This is a genomic window from Wolbachia endosymbiont (group A) of Sympetrum striolatum (genome assembly GCF_947250715.1).
Taxonomy (GTDB): domain Bacteria; phylum Pseudomonadota; class Alphaproteobacteria; order Rickettsiales; family Anaplasmataceae; genus Wolbachia.
This window is the reverse complement of the sequence record NZ_OX366342.1, coordinates 268,367-287,794: the sequence shown is the minus strand read 5'-3', so window position 1 is coordinate 287,794 and position 19,428 is coordinate 268,367. Positions and strand designations below refer to the sequence as shown.

Here is a 19,428-nt window from a genome sequence, read left to right as displayed (position 1 = left end):
CTAAAAATTAAAAAATTCGAATTTCTTTTTTACAAAATTTGCTACTAAATTTAACGCAAATAACACCAATAATAAAGCTATAATTGCAATAGCAGCAAGTTCAATAAATGCAATTTCAGGACTACTTGACCATATGTATATTTGCACAGGCAGAACAGTCGCCGGATCGAAAAAGGACGTAGGTGTATCAGCAATAAATGCCACCATACCTATCATAAGTAAAGGGGAAGATTCACCTAAAATCCTTGCAATTGCAAGCACAGTACCATGTATTATTCTTGGTAACGCAATCGGTAAAGAGTGATCTAATATCACCTTGATGTGAGGCGCACCGAGCGCAAACGCTGCATCTTTTATCGTAATAGGAACATTCGCAAAGGCATTTTTTGTTGCAATTATAATATTAGGTAACATCATAAATGAAAGAGTCATTCCACCAACAAGTGGTGAAGAGCGCGGTAGCCCAAATATGCCAAGATAGAGAGTTAAGCCCACTACACCAAATATTATTGAAGGCACTGCAGCAAGATTATTCATGCTAATTTCTACAATATTAGTCATTAGCCTATTTTTAGGCATAAATTCGTAAAGACAGATGCCCGACATAATTCCTATTGGTAATGCTAATGCTAGGCACACTATAATTGTCATTAATGAACCGATAAATGCCCCTAAAATCCCTGCATTCTCAGGTTCACGAGAGTCAGATTTAAGGAATAAAGACTTATTAAAAAATTTTTTCACTCTCCTCTTTTCTTTTAGCCAATCAAGTAATTTAGCATAACGATCATTCAAATGTTTATCTTTATTTATTGAATTAATTATACTTGACGCGGTAAACCAGATCTCATATTCACCACTATCTTTTACTTTCTTACGAAAAAATTTCTCTAGTTCTTTGTAAGAATTACGACTTAAAATTTCGTCACTGTCTTTAAAATCAGTTCCTTTAAACACCTTACGTAAAGAATCGTTGAGTAAGCCAATGGACTTATACCGCAAATCACTAGGATTATTTGTTAAAGTAAGATCAGCACTTATTTCAATTGGCAATAAAATTTTCGTTACTGTTAAGGCACTGTAAGAGTTAACTAATATACTCAACAATATACACACAGGACAGCCAAGTGAGATAACTAGTGCCGTGAAAGAGCAAAAGCGTAACGCTCTGTTCTTTTTATTTTTCCTTTTTATACGAGCATGTACACGCCTTGACTGAAGTAATTTAAGGAATTTTTTCTTTATACTCATTTATTTTCCCTGGATCCTATCGTCAAGCCCACAGCTGTACAAACGTCCAGTTTAATAAACGTTGATGTCATTCCAGTGCTTGACACTGGAATCCAGTTATAAAAATATTTACAAATCAGGCAATTGGTAACAGACTCCATGCTAAAAATAACATCCATAATATAGAATAAGGTAGATCCCAGTATCAGCTACTTGGATGACACTGGGGAAGTGCTGGGATGACACAATTGACATCACTCCCTATTGTATCTACTTAGATTTCTTTTTAACATAAGTAGTACGCTCTTTGATCCTTGCAGCTTTTCCAAATAGTTTGCATAGATAATACAGTTTTGCTCTACGAACCTTTCCTTTTCTTGTCACTTGCACTGAAACCAGTGCAGGAGAATAAACAAAAAATTGAGACACTATACTTTCTCCATGGCTCACTTTTCTGACTGCAAAAGAAGAATGCAACCCGCGGTTCCTTTTTGATATACATACACCTCCAAATATCTGTATACGTTCACTTGCACCGTCAACTACTTTAAAAGTGACCTTCAAATCATCACCAGGACGAAATTCTGGTATTTCTTTAGCTAACACTTGCATTTGCTGTTCGTTAAATTTTTTAAGTAAATTTGTCATTTATCTCTCCATTCAATAATTCAGGCCTACGCTTTTTTGTTATAACATGAGACTGCTTCTGCCTCCAATCACTTATTTTTTTGTGATTGCCAGATAACAAAACCTCAGGTACTTTATATCCCTTCCACTGCTCAGGTCTAGTATATTGAGGATATTCAAGCATACCACCATCATAACTAAAACTTTCTTCAATAATACTATCGGAATTATTTACTACACCTGGAAGAAGTCTAATGCATGCATCGAGAACCACCATCGCAGATGGCTCACCTCCTGAAAGTATATAATCTCCGATACTTAATTCATAAGGAGTATACGCATCAATTATCCTTTGGTCAATACCTTCAAATCGACCACACAATATTGTTATATGAGGAAACTCTAATAATTCTCTGGCAATATTCTGATTAAACTTAGTTCCAGATGGAGTCATGTAAATAAACTTAGTGTTTTTATGAACAGAGAGCATACTATCTACTGCATCACCAACTACATCAGAACGCATAACCATTCCTGCTCCACCTCCATATGGAACATCATCCACAGTTGAATGTTTATCTTTCGCAAAAGAACGAATATTTATTACTTCAAGGTTCCATATTTTTTTTTCTAACGCTTTTCCGGCAAGAGAATAGTTCAAAAACCCGGGGAACATTTCTGGAAATATGGTTAATATTGTAACATTGAATGCCATTAAGGTTTATTTTAAGTTATTTGGAGCTATACTCTAAGAACAGTAAATTGATATAATATATAGTTAAATTAAGCATGTCACTGAATAAAACAATATACGAAGGTAAAGCGAAAGCCATTATTGAAACTGAAGACTCATCAACTGTTATACAGCACTTTAAAGATGATGTTACAGCATTCAATAAGAAAAAATATGAAATTATTGAGGGCAAAGGAATAATTAATAATCATGTTAGTGCTTTTATCATGGAAAAGCTTGAAGAAGCAGGAACTAGCACGCACTTTATAAAAACTCTAAACGAAAGAGAACAGCTAGTCAAAAAGCTCAAGATAATACCTCTTGAGGTGGTAGTTAGAAATGTTGCAGCTGGCAGCTTTTGCAAACGTTTTAATATCAAAGAAGGTGAGGCACTTACATCTCCTATAATCGAGTTTTTTTACAAAAATGATGACCTAGCCGACCCAATGGTGAATGAAAATCACATACTGTATTTTGATTGGCTGTCTAGCAAAGAAATGGATGAAGTTAAAACTACAACTTTAAAAATCAACGAAATCTTAGTCCACCTATTTTCAAATGCAAGTATATATTTAGTTGATCTCAAGTTAGAATTTGGCAGATTAATAAATGACAGTACTAAAATCATTTTAGCCGATGAAATCAGCCCTGATAACTGCAGGTTATGGGATAAAAATACTTATAAAAAGCTAGATAAAGACGTCTTTCGTTTGAATTTAGGAGATTTAAAGGAAGCGTACCTAGAAGTTGCAAAAAGACTGTCAGTAAAGTTAGACTAACTAAATACTACTCTATCAAGTGGAGGGTTACATGCCTCATCAAGTTTTCCAATAATTTCAATTTTTTCTCCACGTTTTTGGAAATGATTTTTCACGTTTTGCATATTCTCAGGACTTACGATCAATACCATGCCAATACCACAATTAAATGTTTTTAGCATTTCTTTCTTCTCTATTTTACCCTCCTTTGTTAGCCATAAAAATATATCTGGCCATTTCCAGGAATTAATGTCTATGTTTGCAAATAAGTTTTTTGGAAGAATCCGCGGAATATTATCTATCAAGCCACCACCTGTTATATGTGCAATGCCTTTTACCTTTGGCATAATAGGCAACAAAGAATCAACATATATTTTTGTTGGTTCGAGCAACACTTCTTTCCAAAGCTGATTATTCCATGGAGATGAGTCGTTATAATTTATACCTAAGCCTTTGAAAATATGGCGCACCAAAGAAAACCCATTTGAGTGAATTCCACTTGACTCTAAGCCAACTATATAATCACCTACTTTCATCATGCTACAGTTTGGAAGAATTTGCTTTCGATCAACTACACCAACCACAAACCCTGCAAGGTCATAGTGATTATTATCATACATTCCAGGCATTTCTGCAGTTTCCCCACCAACCAATGCTATTTTAGCTTGCTTGCACCCCTTTGCAATGCCTTGGACCACAGATAATAAAACGTCCTTGCTCAAAACACCTGTTGCAAAGTAATCAAGGAAAAATAAAGGCGTTGCTCCTTGTGCAAGTAAGTCATTTACACACATTGCAACTAAATCTATACCTATAGTATCATGCCTATTCACTTCTTGAGCTATCAATAGTTTCGTACCTACTCCATCAGTTGAGGAAACAAGTACTGGATGGTCATATTTCTTACTTAGTGCAGCAAAATCAAACAACGCAGAAAATGAACCTATTTCGCTGATTACTTCTTCTCTAGTAGTTTCTTGAGCAATAGGCTTGACTTCTTTTATTAACTTATTATATAGTTCAAGATCTATTCCTGATCTGATATAAGTATTCATAATCCTTCTATAAATTTTAAAATTGTTAATACTATATTAATGCCTTGATATAAAAAGTGCAACGAAACTTTCTCTTAATTGACTATTATATGTTTACCAATATAGGGTAACTTAAATCATTTATAATTATCCAATGAACAAAAACATCAAAAACATACTGTTAATAACGGAGCTGCTATCAGGACGGCTGCTTCATGACTTTGCTAACTCTATGAATGGAATAATGTTTGGCTTAGAAGAGCTTGAAGTAATAGATAAGAACGATGCTGATGCGCAGAAGGAAGCGTTGTCGTTTCTTAAAGAAAGCTCCGATGATTTAATATATAAACATAAAGTTATGAAGCAGGCATATTCTTCTTCAGCAGATAATTACAGCTTTGATCAGACCAAATCTAATATCGAAAATTATTTATTAAAAAAAAAAGTAAAGCTTACGTGGAAAATAGACGCATACTCTGCAAAAAATAAGGAAGATTTAATTGAAAAGATAAATAAGATAATTTCTAATATGGTGCTAACTATAGCCAGCGCAGTGGCGGAAGTTGAACTAGTGTCTGTTTTACTGAGTCAAACAGAAGATAAAATGCTATTAACTATAAAAATTCTAAATGAACACAAACCAATAAGCAAATCATTAGTAGACAAATTAATCAAAAAAAATGACACTAATTTAAATACAAAAGATATTAATATCTATATGACCTCTTTATTATTAGAGTACTATAAAACTGAAATGCATTGTACTTGCGAAAATAATTTGCTGGAGATAGGTTTAACTATACCTTGAGTTGCATATTTGGTTATTACAACTTTTTCTTCGTTTCAAGGCAAGACATTCCCCGACAAGGGGTACCAAATCTAATTTTTGTAATCACTTAAGTCTAGTACTATTTTATTAATGTAGCGCTCATTTGCATCTTTGATGATAAACTTCATACCATTTTTATATTTAATGACTTCATCTACAGAAGGCACTTTACCAGCAATCGAAAGAATCAAACCACCAAGTGTAACATAGTCTTCTTCAGGGTCACGTAATTCTATTTTTAGATCCTCTTCTATATCCTTTATAAGAACCCTTGCTGACACTTCAAACTTATTTTGAGACAATTCAGTAATGGTATATTCTGAATTTATTTCGTTCTCACTATCAATGTTTGGTATTAGCTCCTCTATAAGATCGGTCATTGAAATTAAACCATCAGTTCCACCATATTCATCCAATACAATAGCTAAGTATGACTTAGAAGATTTCATCCTAACAAAAAGATTAGTTGTCTTCATCGAGGGCGGAACAAATATTACGCTTTGTATAATATTTCTCAGATTAAAATTTTTATCCCTATTAAAAATAACATCTTTTACATAAAAAAAGCCTATTACGTTATCAAAGTTATTTCTATAAATTGGTATTTTAGTGTGGCAAGTGTTTTTTATCTTCTTTATTATTTCACGCTCGCTTGACTCAATGTCTACTGCGCATATCTCTGTACGTGGAGTCATTATATCCATTATACCACAATCGCGGAATTTTAATAGATCATTAAATATATTAAGGTCTGGCAGATCTTTCATTAATGCTTCAGTCGCACACTTTTTCAACACAGAAGCTTTTTTGAAAAGGAAGAGAAAAATTCTATATGCTATTTTTTCTACTAAGGTTCCTTTTTTACTCAATTTATTCCCTGTAATGGCAAAAACGTTTTCAGATCAGATTTATCAAGAAAACTGTTATTAAATGTTTAATAAGCATGTGAATAATGTCAAATTAATTTGTGAATTATTTGTTGATATAAAATACCAACAATTGATCAACAGTTTTTTCAACGACATATACATAGTTATGTAACAATGCATGATGGTAAAATGTTTTCCATAAAAGAAAATTACTAACACTCTGAACATCTTACTTATACACATAAATCATAACAGAAAATCAATAGCATATAGAAGTTGTTAACATATTTATCCACAAATTAAACAACACCAATTTTTACTGAATTTTAAGTTAGTAACAAGTTGTTGATAGAACTATTATTACTACTATACTTTAGTATACAGAAAAATAGATAAAATAGATTGGAAAGCAGCAAAACAACAATAGTAGAAGTTATCAAACAAAATGAGCCAGGTGAAAGAGTGCCTATTTGGCTAATGCGTCAGGCTGGCAGGTCTCTTCCTGAGTACCGCAAAGCAGTGGAAAATATGAATAATTTTATGGAGATATGCTACAACACAGATTTAGTGACAGAATTGACGTTACAGCCAGTGACAAGATTTGACGTGGATGCGGCGATAATTTTTTCAGACATTTTAATAATAGCTGATGTTTTGGGTTGTGACGTGAATTTCCTGCGCAATGTGGGCCCGAGAATAAAACCTATAAAGAATCCTAAAGAATTGAAAAGTCCACAAGACATTGAAGCTAAAATTTTACCAATTCTAAACGCTATAAAGAAAGTCAGAAGTCAGCTATCAAAAAAAAAGTCTCTTATAGGATTTGCTGGTGGCCCATGGACAGTAGCTTCATATATCATAGAAGGTGGAAGCAGCAAAACTTTTTCCAAAGTATTAAATTTTTACCCTTCGTATTTGAAGGAAATAATTGAACGAATAACGGAAGCAACGATTATTTATCTAATTAAACAGATAGAATTTGGAGCAGATGTTATTCAGCTATTTGACAGTAATGCTGGTGCATTATCGGAACCATTGTTTAAAGAATATGTTATCGAACCAACAAAGAGAATTACCTTGGCAATAAAGGATAGATTTTCTGATTTTCCAATAATAGGATTTCCAAGGTCTGCTGGAAATCTTTATAAGGATTACTGCGAACAAACAGGTGTATCTGCAGTAAGTATAGATTATAATGTCCCAATAGAATGGGCGAAAGCGAATCTAAAAATCCCTCTACAAGGAAATCTTGATCCTAATCTTTTAGCCTATAATAAAACGGAAGCAATAAAAGAAGCAAAACGTATAATAGATTGCTTTAGAGATTCACCCTTCATATTTAATCTCGGACATGGAGTACTCCCTGATACTCCAGTTGAAAATATCACTGCGTTGGTGAATTTGGTAAAAAGCTACTAATACAATACACAAAATTCCTAGCTTTTTTGCTGTACAGGGTTTATCATTTGAATTTAGCTTCAGTAAGATATGTCAGACCTTGCAAAAAGAATGTCCCTAATAAAACCATCACCTACGATTGCTGTAACTGATAAGGCAAATAAGTTGAAAAATAAAGGAAAAAAGATCTGTGTTTTAGCTGCAGGAGAACCGGATTTTGATACTCCAGATCATATAAAAAAAGCAGCTATTCAAGCAATAAGTGAAGGTAAAACTAAGTATACTGCTGTTGATGGAACGCGTGAGCTGAAAGAAGCAATAATTAATAAGTTAAGAAGGGATAATAACCTCGAGTACACGTTTAACCAAATCTGTGTTGGTACTGGCGCTAAGCAGGTGTTATTCAATTTGTTTATGGCAACAATTAACTCTGGAGATGAAGTTATTATTCCAGCTCCTTATTGGGTTTCATATGTTGATATGGTAAATCTTTTTGGGGGCTTACCAGTTGTAGTGGAATGCAAACAAAATTTTAAACTGACAGCGGAATTATTGAAAAGCAGGATAACTAAAAAAACTAAATGGTTAATTCTTAACTCACCGAACAATCCTGCAGGAGTTGTGTACACATATGATGAATTGAAAGACATAGCACAAATATTGCTTGAATATCCACATGTGAATGTCGTTACAGATGATATTTATGAGCATATAATATACGACGAAAAGTTTTTTACTATCACTCAGGTTGAGCCAAAGCTTTACAACAGAGTTTTTGTAGTCAATGGAGTGTCAAAAGCCTATGCAATGACAGGCTGGAGAATAGGGTATATTGCAGGTAGAAGTGATGTAGTAAAAGCTATCTCTACGCTGCAGTCTCAGAGCACTTCTAACCCAAATTCGATAGCACAAGCAGCAGCAGCAGCAGCATTAAACGGTGACCATAGTTTTTTGAAAGAAAGAACAAGGATTTTTAAGAGTCGTAGAGATTTTATGGTGAAAAAGCTAAATTCTGCTCCGGGATTATCAGCATCCATTCCGCAAGGCGCATTTTATTTATTTGTCTCGTGTGAAGGATTGCTCAGTAAGAGTACAAAAAGTGGTAAAGTAATAAATAATGATCTTGATTTCACTGAATACCTGCTAGAGGATCATTTAGTTGCTGTGGTTCCAGGAATTGCGTTTGGTCTAGAAAATTTTATCAGAATTTCTTATGCAACCTCTCAGGAACAATTAGAAATTGGATGTGATAGTATTACTAAAGCGTGCCAGGAGTTAAAATGAAATAGACTATCCATAAATTACCCATTTCACCGCGTCAAAAATATTCACTAAGGGAGTGTTAAATAAACTGTGTCAAACCGCATTTTTAGTTCAACTCAATTTTCAATCTGCCAGGAAAGAAAACATCAAGTTGAGAGATAGTTAATGCCCAATCATGTACAGGCATCGTCCACTTTTCCTCTGCCTTCTTTATAGCACAATATACCTGCTTATACAAGGCATTTATGCTGGTAAATGAGCCTTTGGTCTTAGTGAATTTCCTAATTTGCCTATGTAGCCCCTCTATGGGATTGGTGGTGTAGATTATCCTCCTAACTGGACCAGAATACTTAAAATAACCAGACAAGTTTTCCCAATTATTCTGCCAAGATTTTATAACCATAGGGTACTTTGTGCCCCATTTTTCATCCAATTCCAACAGATAATTCTCGGCAATTTCCTTGCTTGAAGCTTGATATACCTTCTTTAAATCGCTCAAAAAACTCTTCGCATCTTTACTGGCCACATACTTCAGTGAGTTGCGTATCTGATGCACTATACACATCTGCACTTCCGCATTAGGAAAGACACTGTTTATAGCTGCAGGAAAGCTTTTCAGCCCATCAACGCAGGCAATAAGGATATCTTCTACTTGTATCTTGTCAAAAGCATCTAATGTTTTAAGCTTAAGCATTAGGTGGAGAAGGGAGGAACTCTGTGCTTCTTCTTAGATATAAAATCTGTAGAGGAGATAAGAATTCCCTTCTCAAAAGTATAGGCTGGACGGTATCGTAGAAAGACCTGAATGGTTCTAATTCTGTATTCACAAGACTAGCCTTACTTTTCATTTTTAATGGTAACGTATGGGGTTATATATGATCAACAACTTTTTGGGCATAGATATATCAAAAGATCGCTTTGATGTTTTTCTCTCATTTATAAGCAAAAAAGGAAAGCGTGAAACTAGAAAAAGAAGCTTTAAGAACGATGGTTTCAAAGTCTACTGAATTTTCTACACAAACATAATGTAGAAAAAGTAAAAACCTGCATGGAATCTAATGGTTGTTATAGCGAAGCACTGGCTGAATTTCTACACAATGCTGGACATTTTGTAAGTGTTGTAAATCCTTATTGCATAAAATCTTATGCAAGGAGTAAGCTGATACGACAAAAGAATGATCAGACCGATGCAGAAGTTATTGCTGATTATTGCCAAAGACAGGAACCTTCTAGTTGGACACCACCTTCTCCTGAAATGAAAAAATTAAAACATCTTTATCGTTGCTCAGTTGCGTTAAAAGATGAGTTAACATTAGTAAATAACCACTTAGAAAAAAAAGAGAGACTGCCTAAAGAAGTTGCAAATGCTTGGGAAGACCTTGCAATGAATATAGCTCAAAAAATAGAAACAATAAAAAACTCCGTACGTGAACTATTAAATCAACACAAAGAATTGTTGGAAAATTTTCAACTTCTATTGACTATTCCAGGCATAGGAGATACCGTCTTGTTAGTCAACAAAAAAATTATAAAATTTCCCAAGTTGCATCATAAAATCAAAAAATACTTCCAATTGTGTAACAGTACACAGATTATAGTTAGTGGATATGTTGATAAGTAAATTAGTTTTATACGCACAAAACAGATGAAGTTTACTTATCAACATATCCACTAACCAACAACATTCAATAAATTTGTGTAAGATACCACTTTACATAAGATAGATAGGAAGCATTTTTGATTTTAAAGTACTAAACCTTCAGTCAACCTCCTAGCCCTGTAGTTTTTGATATGGTTAGGATCAAAAGCACTTTTGGATGTCAGAATACCGAAAATGATATGGAGTAGCTTACGCATTGCAGCACCAACGATGGCCATATTATGCTTACCCTTTTCCTTTAATCTTTGGCAAAAGCTCATAATGATAGGATTGTGATTCTTAGCTACTATGGCAGGAAAGAAAAGTGCCTTACGTAATGTTTGTGAACCGGATTTACTTAATCTGGGTTTGGCATATACAGAGGAACCTGACGTCATATTTCGTGGTATAACTCCTGTATATGCTGCCAATTGCCTGGCATCTCTAAAAACCTCTATATCAGAAACTTCAGCTAAAATAGCTATTGCTGATTCTTCTCCTATGCCTGGAATAGTCAATAGAAGTTGAAAATTTTCCAACAATTCTTTGTGTTGATTTAATAGTTCACGTACGGAGTTTTTTATTGTTTCTATTTTTTGAGCTATATTCATTGCAAGGTCTTCCCAAGCATTTGCAACTTCTTTAGGCAGTCTCTCTTTTTTTTCTAAGTGGTTATTTACTAATGTTAACTCATCTTTTAACGCAACTGAGCAACGATAAAGATGTTTTAATTTTTTCATTTCAGGAGAAGGTGGTGTCCAACTAGAAGGTTCCTGTCTTTGGCAATAATCAGCAATAACTTCTGCATCGGTCTGATCATTCTTTTGTCGTATCAGCTTACTCCTTGCATAAGATTTTATGCAATAAGGATTTACAACACTTACAAAATGTCCAGCATTGTGTAGAAATTCAGCCAGTGCTTCGCTATAACAACCATTAGATTCCATGCAGGTTTTTACTTTTTCTACATTATGTTTGTGTAGAAAATTCAGTAGACTTTGAAACCATCGTTCTTAAAGCTTCTTTTTCTAGTTTCACGCTTTCCTTTTTTGCTTATAAATGAGAGAAAAACATCAAAGCGATCTTTTGATATATCTATGCCCAAAAAGTTGTTGATCATATATAACCCCATACGTTACCATTAAAAATGAAAAGTAAGGCTAGTCTTGTGAATACAGAATTAGAACCATTCAGGTCTTTCTACGATACCGTCCAGCCTATACTTTTGAGAAGGGAATTCTTATCTCCTCTACAGATTTTATATCTAAGAAGAAGCACAGAGTTCCTCCCTTCTCCACCTAATGCTTAAGCTTAAAACATTAGATGCTTTTGACAAGATACAAGAAGGGGCTACTCGGATAACAAGAAAGAGGCTACTCGGATGACACCCTGACAACCGTCATCCCGCTGCTTGTTAGCGGGATCTATGTTAAGAGATACCGCGAATGAATCGCGGTATGACGTAGGACTGCTGTCATCCCAGTGCCCAGACACTGGGATCCAGTTTTCCATATAACCTCATCGAAAACGTTGTATTTTAACGTAAAACATCTATTTTTATGCTTACCAACTTAATAAAATTCCTGGATCCCAGTGTCGGGGCACTGGGATGACAAAAAAAGAGCACTGGGATGACAGGAGAAGGGGCTACTCGGATAACAAGAAAGAGGCTACTCGGATGACACCCTGACAACCGTCATCCCGCTGCTTGTTAGCGGGATCTATGTTAAGAGATACCGCGAATGAATCGCGGTATGACGTAGGACTGCTGTCATCCCAGTGCCCAGACACTGGGATCCAGTTTTCCATATAATCTCATCGAAAATGTTGTAACCACTTTCTATGCTAGTTTGCTTGCTTACAAGCAAACTTTTCTGGATCCCAGTGTCGGGGCACTGGGATGACATCATAGGGGCACTGGGATGACAGGAGAAGGAGGCTACTTGCATGACACCATTCTTTTTCCTGAATCCAAGTAGTCAAGCTACTCGGATGACACCATTTACAACCACTCCCCTACCCTTTCTAGCTGTTTATAGCTATTAAATCTCAGGAATTTATCAAAATATGGAGAGGCAATAAAGGGTGTGGAATTACTTAAATAATTAGATAAAAAACCAGGCAGATCATTTTTTAATTCTTGCATTTTGTATCTATAATTTTGTATAGAAATAACTTTTATTTTATCATAATCAAGTTTCCAATAAGCAAGTTCTGAAACTTCTCTTTTTGTTATATGTTCTACCGCTAAGGCTTGCAAAATTAACTGTGGAAAAAACCCCGACATCACTTCTTCGTTGGAAGGTGGTGAACCAAGTTTATAGTCTATAATTGCTACTTGCCCACTTGGTAGATACTCAACTCTATCACATCTTGCTGTCAGTAAAATTTCTTGTGGGATCAGATCTCTATTTGTCATCCAAGCAGTTTCATACTGGGATACATCATCACAAGAAATATAGATTCCAGCGTCACGCGCTGGAATATGAAATATCGGACAGGTAAAACTCTTTTCCAACTCAACATAATTGCTTCGAGTTTCATCAAATTCGACAAAAGATTGAATTATCCTTTGCAGTCTTACCCACCACATATTTGAAAAATTAAACTGACTAGTCGAGAATGCTTTTCGTGCAATGCTCATTGGCGACTTTTTGTTGCGTAAATATCTTGCAAGAATGTTGTGCACCATAGTGCCAAATTCCAATATCGATGGCTTAAAATTCAAGTCTCTTAATTGTTTAAGGCCCAGTATATATTCAACGTAAAATGAATAAGGATTACGAATTAGCTTTTCTATTGCACTGCAAGACATCACCTGCATTTTTTCTTTTCTAACTTCGGTTTGAGGTTTTGGCATAGGCTGAGTACATGGAACAGTACATTCAGGCGTATTTAATATCCTCAGCCAATCGCGATACGGCTGTTTCCCCTCCTTGAGCAGAATTTCCAAACGCTGCAATAGAATTGGTTTTCTATGGCTTAGCGATCTTGTAATATAAACCTTACTTGCACAAAACAAATTGTGTAAAGTATAAAAAAAATACCCCTGCTCTTCTTGCGCAGAAGGAAGGTTAAATTTTTCTCTCGTAAGTGCATTCAAAAGCGGACTTTGAAAGCTTGGCGCTTCATTAAATCCAGCGAGTATTACAACTTTGTTGTGATATAAGCTGAATTTATTCAAGTCATTTGCTACAGAGAAAAACTCTTTCTCTAAAAATAAGGTCAGAATTTGGCTATATAACTCTAAGGAGCACTTAATTTCTATACCCTCACATGCATTCAAGAAATTACAGGTGAAATTACCTATTTCACTATTTAGCTCTGAAAAATTTATACCAGATAGCACATTAATACACTGCAAATGAGTTGCCACCACATCAGAAATAGGGCAATTTATAGAGTTAAGTAAAAGATTAAGTATAGCCTCTAACCTATTGATAATAAGCAATATATCCTCTTTATGTTTTAGCTTTTTATAGGTATTAATAGCATCTATAATATCTTTAAGGCCATTTGTACTAAAGTTGCGTAATATCTCTATTTCAAATTCAGATAAAATCCGAGTGTACTCTTCTTGAGTGTAACCAAAAGTCACTAGCCTATGTTTAAGGAGCGAAAGTAATGACACACTGCTCCAATTTGAGGTCAAAACTTCGATACTATAAAGTAGGAGTGTTATATAAGGATAATTTTCCGGTATGGCACTGTGTTGCCTTGATAAACAGGCTATACGAGCTGCAAGTAATTTATCAAAGACAACCAAAGAAACGTTTTCATAACCTTCATTCTCTATAATTAATGATGTCACTTGTGCTTCTTCCTCTCTGGAATCACAAGTGATGACTTCAATATTGCCAATATGTCCATTACTAACTTTGCTTAGATCGGCAGTTGTATCAAAAATGTAATCTAGATATTCCTCAGGACTTCCTGTTATCCCAGCCCTTTCTTCTGTCATCCCAGTGCTTGACACTGGGATCCAGTTTTCATTATACAGCCACCTGGTGCGCTCATTTAAAGTTAAGTTTTCTGGATCCCAGTGTCTGGGCACTGGAGAACACGCTTCTGGCAGAAAACTCACATCTCTTCTATCTACATTTAAATAATCGAGTAGATCTTTCAGGCAATATTGATAATGTTTTTTATCAAGTGATTGCCAATCTTTCTCTTTAATTTTCAAATTCAGATTAGGAAAAATTATTTTTCCAAACGGCAGGTCATATATAGCCTTAATTAACGACTTATCCTTTCCAATTCCAACAAAGATTATATGTTGGTCTTTTTGTAAAGAGATTATCATATTGTTTATGTAATCACTCTTATGTTCTAATATATCTACTACTCCTAAATCTTTTAAAATTTTATTCCAACTCTCAATGAGTAAGCTTATGAAATTCTCTATTTTTTTTGAATGTTCATCGAATTGATAACAATCCGTTGTTTGGGTAGATTGAATTTTATCAAGCAATGATGGCAGGCTATAAGCTAAATCAATGGGGAAATTATCATTATTTTTTCTATTCCACTCCAATATGAATTGAATGAGTAGCAGCGTCCTCTTTGTTGGATTGATAACTTTAACTCTATCAAGATTTAATATTAAATCCTCTTCATCAATGTTTTCCAGTGAAACTATCTCTGGCAAAATTATGCATTTTTTAGCGTTATAATTCTTGAACGCACTCAGCAGCGCTATTACATCCCTTTTGCAGGGAAGTATGATCTTTATCTCGGGAATTTTTTCTCTTTCATATTCAGAAAATATGTGCTGAACCAATACATTGAAAAAGGACTCATCCACATTAACGGTAAAAACTCTTCCCACTAACAGTAACAATTAATACAATATTTTATTATATAGAAATCACTCAAAATATAAATGTGCTCGCAGTTTCTTATGCTATGATATATTAAAGTCTTTCACAATATTACATGGCAAACATCAGAATAGAAGTTTTAAATAAATGTGAACAAGTTGGCCGCAGAAGGGTAGTTAATGTTTACTTGATTTGCATAAGAAAAGAATTACCATCAAAATTACATGAAGAAATTTGTGGGCTATTTTATAATAAAGTCATACAAGACTGCCGTTATTATTCCTACAATGAAAACCTTCAATATGACTTCATAGAACCACAAGCAAAGTGGGGCTTGGAAATAAGCTTTTTACCTGGCATGACTGACAATGTGGGCAACACAGCGAAACAAATTGTTAGAGAGTATTTAATTAGCAAGGGCCACATTGATGAAGGCGTTCATATCAAAGCAAGAAGTTCAAAGCTGATTTTGGGTAAAGGAAGCATGCCAACCGAAGATGATATAAAGCAAGAATTCAACCCTATCACTGAATATTGCACACTTATCTGTAAGAACTATAGCTGGAAATATTATGGTAAATCGAATACAACACCTGGTGTCATCCCAGTGCCCCGACACTGGGATCCAGAAAATTTCAAGCAATTGTATAATGCAAACTGGATTCCAGTGTCAAGCACTGGAATGACAGAAGGTAGGGTTGGGATGACAGAGGATAGTACTAAGTCTGTTGACCTCAATGTGAGTGACCAAGAGCTTGAAAAAATCAGCAGAGATGGAATCGATGGTAATGGCACTTTAGGGCTCTCGCTGGCAGCAATGAAAGCTATAAAGGATTACTTTAAAAAACTCGGTAGAAATCCATATGATATTGAACTTGAGTCTCTGGCACAGACTTGGTCTGAACATTGTAAACACAATATTTTTTGCTCCCCTATTGATGAAATAAAAGACGGTCTATATGCTCATTATATTAAGCGTGCAACGCGTGAGATAAATTCTGACATATGCGTGTCAGTTTTCTCCGACAACGCAGGAGGAATAATTTTTGATGACGATTACTTGATTGTCGATAAAGTTGAAACTCACAATAGCCCTTCAGCTCTTGATCCATTTGGTGGAGCAATGACCGGAGTGCTTGGAGTTAATCGTGATATAGTGGGTTTCGGGAAAGGCGCGGAGCCTATAATGAATACCTATTACTTTTGCTTTGCCAAAGAAGCAAAAGGCAAATTTTATAGGGACAAGGAGCGCACTGATGAGATCTTACCGCCAAAATATATAATGAAAGAAGTGATTCATGGCGTTAATGTTGCTGGTAACTGTTCTGGCATTCCAACGCAACTTGGATCGGTATATTTTGACGATAGATTTTGTGGCAAGCCATTAGTCTTTGTTGGAAGTGTCGGAATTATTCCACGCAATATAAATAATGCACCTTCACACATTAAAGGACCAAAAAATGGCGATAAAATCGTAATTATTGGTGGAAGAGTTGGAAGAGATGGAATTCACGGTGCAACGTTTTCTTCAGAGGCTTTGTCGGGAAACAGCCCTTCAACGATTGTGCAAATTGGTGACCCCATAACACAAAAAAAACTATCCAATGCCGTCATAAAAGCAAGAGATCTTGGTCTTTATAATGCAATAACGGATAATGGAGCAGGCGGTCTATCATCGTCTATTGGTGAAATGGGAAAAGACGGATTTGAAGTTGATTTGAGCAAGGTTCTCCTTAAAAACGATGGTATGGCTCCGTGGGAAATATGGATATCAGAATCACAAGAGAGAATGACTTTAGCAGTGCCAGAAGAAAATTTTCCTGCGTTTAAGCAAATCATGAAAAAACATGATGTGGAGGTTTGTGTGATTGGAGAGTTTAATGAGAGTGGTAAAGCTGTTGTTAAATGTCCTGAAGGGACAGTAATAATGGATATGGAAACTGAATTTTTGCATGACGGTAATCCCAAAGTGCATTTACAAACAAAGCCATGGTCTAAGGAGCCTGCTGTCATTCCGGAACCCTCTCCTGTCATCCCAACACTCTTCCCTGTCATCCCAGTGCTTGACACTGGGATCCAGCAGGCTGAGCCTGCAAACATTTTATGCAAAAACCCATCCAACGGTGGAATTGAATGTGAAATGGATTCCAGTGTCAAGCACTGGAATGACACCTTTGCATTAAAAAAAATGCTAAGCAGACCAAACATATGCAGCAAAGAGTTCATAGTGGTGCAATATGACCATGAGGTTCAGGGGTCGTCAATACTGAAACCACTGCAAGGCAAGGGAAGAGTATGCAGTGAAGCTGTTGTCTCGAGGCCAGTCCTTTCTTCAAACAAAGGTGTTGTAAAATCGCAGGGATTTGGCTCAAGTTATGGAGAAATTGACACTTATCACATGGCAGCATGTGCGATTGACACTGCAATACGCAACTACGTAGCTGCAGGAGGAAATATAAATCATCTAGCGTTGCTCGACAATTTTTGCTGGTGCGATGCTTATAATCCAGAAAGGCTATGGCAGCTAAAGAGAGCTGCAGAGGCTTGTTACGACTTTGCAACTGCATTTAAAACGCCATTCATATCCGGAAAAGACAGTATGTTCAATGACTTCAAGGGATATGACGAAAATGGCGAGAAAGTGATGATATCTGCACCACCTTCATTACTCATTTCAGCAATTGGAGTTATAGAAAATATTGAAAATGCGGTATCGCTTGATGTGAAAATGCCAGGGGACTTGATATATGTGCTTGGTACAACCCACGATGAGCTTGGTAGATCTGAATATCAGTTATATAGTGGAATAGATAATAACAACGTGCCAAAAGTTGATGCAAAGAGCGCTAGGAAGTTGTATGAGCGTTACAACCAGGCAATAAAAGATGGCATAATTGCCTCTGCAATTGCACCAAACTTAGGCGGCTTAATTATTGCTCTGGCAAAATCGCTAATTGCAGGAGACCTTGGTGCTGAAATCGATCTTTCACTAGTACCAATAGGAAAAACACAAAATACAGACATAATAAACAAGATAATAATGTTTTCTGAATCGCAAAGTAGAATTTTGGTTACTATTGCACCACAAAATCAGCAGAGGTTTGAAGCGTTGTTTGAAGATGCGGCTTATTCATGTATTGGCAAAGTAACAGAGAAAAAGTTGCTAAACATAAAGGATGTTTTAAAAGTAAATCTGAAAGATTTGGGAAATAGTTATTATATAGCTAAAGTAACTTAGGTTTACAGACGATTTGATAAACGACAAACTCGTCATCCCGCTGCTTGTTAGCGGCCGCGGCGGTATGACGTAGGAAAACCTTTCTTGGGTAGCTATAGCATGTCAGTTTAAAATGTTTTTTTTCCATTAGGTTAAATAACTCTTTCACTATGTGCAATATTTACTTAAAATAAATGTATGTCATTAAATTTGGGTAGGTAGTTATGTCTATTTTACTGACACTCTTATTTATCAGTCTTTCTTTACTCAACGCTTCAAATAAATTGATGATATGTCCTGCTTTATTTATAGGAGCTGCTTTAGTTGTAAATTCAATGGTTGAATTTTATGGCAAAGAAAAAGCTACGTATAGCTTAATAGTGTGTACAGCGCTATGCTGTATTTTAAAATGGCAAAGTTTTAGTTTGATGATATTGACTTCATATGCTGCAATTTTAGTATCTCTTCTCTCGAGCATAATTGTTTTTGAAAAATTGAAGTCCAAGTTGAATTTTCATATGGCAAATTTCATTACTTTAATTATGGCATCAGTAATTGATAGTGCCGTTGTATGTGTTGGATTACTATACAAATTTTCTGCAGGTAAATGCTTAGCAATATATATTAGAGATTTAATTTTTAAGTTTTCTTATGCGTCAGTATTAAGCATCTGCTTGTTTGTAGGAATGTATTTATTTTGCTTGGCAAACAAGAAGTATTTTAAGATTTCCACATAACCTGTTTTCTGATATAGCTAAACTGACTTTGGGTCCTGGGGATGTATTTGGTGCGTAACAACAGTTTAGAATTTATAGGTAGTAGATTTGCCCTAAGACTCTAACACAAGTTGTACAGCCCTACGTCATACCGCCCTACGTCATACCGCCCGGTATCTCAGCATAGATTCCGCTAACAAGTAGCGGAATGACGATTTACCAAACGCTGCCTAATTTTCCGTAACAGTTGAAAAAATCAATAGAAAATCAACATATCACTGTAAATTCATGTATT

The 19,428-nt window shown here is 35.4% G+C and carries 12 protein-coding genes and 4 pseudogenes; 7 read left to right on the top strand and 9 right to left on the bottom strand.

Features of this window, described 5'->3' with window-relative positions; translation table 11 throughout:
- From OOK87_RS01410 to trmD, 3 genes are all read right to left on the bottom strand, one after another.
- Complete coding sequence (locus OOK87_RS01410) at window positions 1-1,251, bottom strand: PstA family ABC transporter permease (RefSeq protein ID WP_253307221.1); 1,251 nt, start codon at window positions 1,249-1,251, stop codon at window positions 1-3.
- Window positions 1,252-1,500: 249 nt separating this feature from the next.
- Window positions 1,501-1,878 (bottom strand): 50S ribosomal protein L19, encoded by a 378-nt coding sequence (gene rplS / locus OOK87_RS01405; protein ID WP_253307222.1) that lies wholly within the window; start codon window positions 1,876-1,878, stop codon window positions 1,501-1,503.
- A complete protein-coding gene (trmD, locus tag OOK87_RS01400; protein ID WP_264687849.1) occupies window positions 1,862-2,572 on the bottom strand; it encodes a tRNA (guanosine(37)-N1)-methyltransferase TrmD in 711 nt (236 codons plus the stop codon). The genes rplS and trmD overlap by 17 nt, the downstream gene beginning before the upstream one ends.
- A 74-nt stretch (window positions 2,573-2,646) precedes the next feature.
- Here trmD and purC point away from each other — a divergent pair, with 74 nt between their 5' ends.
- Window positions 2,647-3,369 (top strand): phosphoribosylaminoimidazolesuccinocarboxamide synthase, encoded by a 723-nt coding sequence (gene purC / locus OOK87_RS01395; RefSeq protein ID WP_253307224.1) that lies wholly within the window; start codon window positions 2,647-2,649, stop codon window positions 3,367-3,369.
- Here the strand turns inward: purC and purM are convergent.
- The gene (purM, locus tag OOK87_RS01390; RefSeq protein WP_253307225.1) at window positions 3,366-4,403 is read right to left on the bottom strand and encodes a phosphoribosylformylglycinamidine cyclo-ligase; all 1,038 of its coding nucleotides are present in this window, start codon (window positions 4,401-4,403) and stop codon (window positions 3,366-3,368) included. The two genes, purC and purM, sit on opposite strands and share 4 nt — an antisense overlap.
- Window positions 4,404-4,536: 133 nt before the next feature.
- Here purM and OOK87_RS07395 point away from each other — a divergent pair.
- Window positions 4,537-4,827 (top strand): annotated as a pseudogene (locus tag OOK87_RS07395) (hypothetical protein); the annotation flags it as partial.
- Between the two features lie 434 nt (window positions 4,828-5,261).
- On the opposite strand, the gene OOK87_RS01380 reads toward OOK87_RS07395, so the two are convergent.
- Entirely contained in the window at window positions 5,262-6,080 is an 819-nt protein-coding gene (locus OOK87_RS01380; RefSeq protein WP_264687847.1) for a transporter associated domain-containing protein, read from the bottom strand.
- Window positions 6,081-6,482: 402 nt separating this feature from the next.
- Between OOK87_RS01380 and hemE the strand changes: the two genes are divergently transcribed.
- Together hemE and OOK87_RS01370 are read left to right on the top strand one after the other, a co-directional pair.
- A complete protein-coding gene (gene hemE / locus OOK87_RS01375) occupies window positions 6,483-7,499 on the top strand; it encodes a uroporphyrinogen decarboxylase (protein ID WP_264687846.1) in 1,017 nt (338 codons plus the stop codon).
- 69 nt (window positions 7,500-7,568) lie between these two features.
- Window positions 7,569-8,762 carry a pyridoxal phosphate-dependent aminotransferase gene (locus tag OOK87_RS01370; protein WP_264687845.1) on the top strand — a complete coding sequence of 398 codons (1,194 nt, stop codon included), beginning with the start codon at window positions 7,569-7,571 and terminating at the stop codon, window positions 8,760-8,762.
- A gap of 85 nt (window positions 8,763-8,847) precedes the next feature.
- On the opposite strand, the pseudogene OOK87_RS01365 reads toward OOK87_RS01370, so the two are convergent.
- A pseudogene (locus OOK87_RS01365) lies at window positions 8,848-9,393 on the bottom strand (IS256-like element ISWpi15 family transposase); the annotation flags it as partial.
- A gap of 223 nt (window positions 9,394-9,616) precedes the next feature.
- Between OOK87_RS01365 and OOK87_RS01360 the strand changes: the two are divergent.
- A pseudogene (locus OOK87_RS01360) lies at window positions 9,617-10,242 on the top strand (IS110 family transposase); the annotation flags it as partial.
- A gap of 242 nt (window positions 10,243-10,484) precedes the next feature.
- Here the strand turns inward: OOK87_RS01360 and OOK87_RS01355 are convergent.
- From OOK87_RS01355 to OOK87_RS01345, 3 genes and pseudogenes are all read right to left on the bottom strand, one after another.
- Window positions 10,485-11,500, bottom strand: a pseudogene (locus OOK87_RS01355) (IS110 family RNA-guided transposase).
- Between the two features lie 601 nt (window positions 11,501-12,101).
- On the bottom strand, window positions 12,102-12,329 hold the full coding sequence (locus OOK87_RS01350; protein WP_264687844.1) for a hypothetical protein: 228 nt from the start codon (window positions 12,327-12,329) through the stop codon (window positions 12,102-12,104).
- Between the two features lie 53 nt (window positions 12,330-12,382).
- Entirely contained in the window at window positions 12,383-15,208 is a 2,826-nt protein-coding gene (locus OOK87_RS01345) for a WPE palindromic element domain-containing protein (RefSeq protein ID WP_264687843.1), read from the bottom strand.
- 107 nt (window positions 15,209-15,315) lie between these two features.
- Here OOK87_RS01345 and OOK87_RS01340 point away from each other — a divergent pair, with 107 nt between their 5' ends.
- Window positions 15,316-18,438, top strand: coding sequence for an AIR synthase-related protein (locus tag OOK87_RS01340; RefSeq protein ID WP_264687842.1), 3,123 nt, complete (start codon window positions 15,316-15,318; stop codon window positions 18,436-18,438).
- Between the two features lie 203 nt (window positions 18,439-18,641).
- Entirely contained in the window at window positions 18,642-19,154 is a 513-nt protein-coding gene (locus OOK87_RS01335) for a hypothetical protein (protein WP_264687841.1), read from the top strand.
- The last annotated feature ends 274 nt before the right edge of the window (window positions 19,155-19,428 follow it).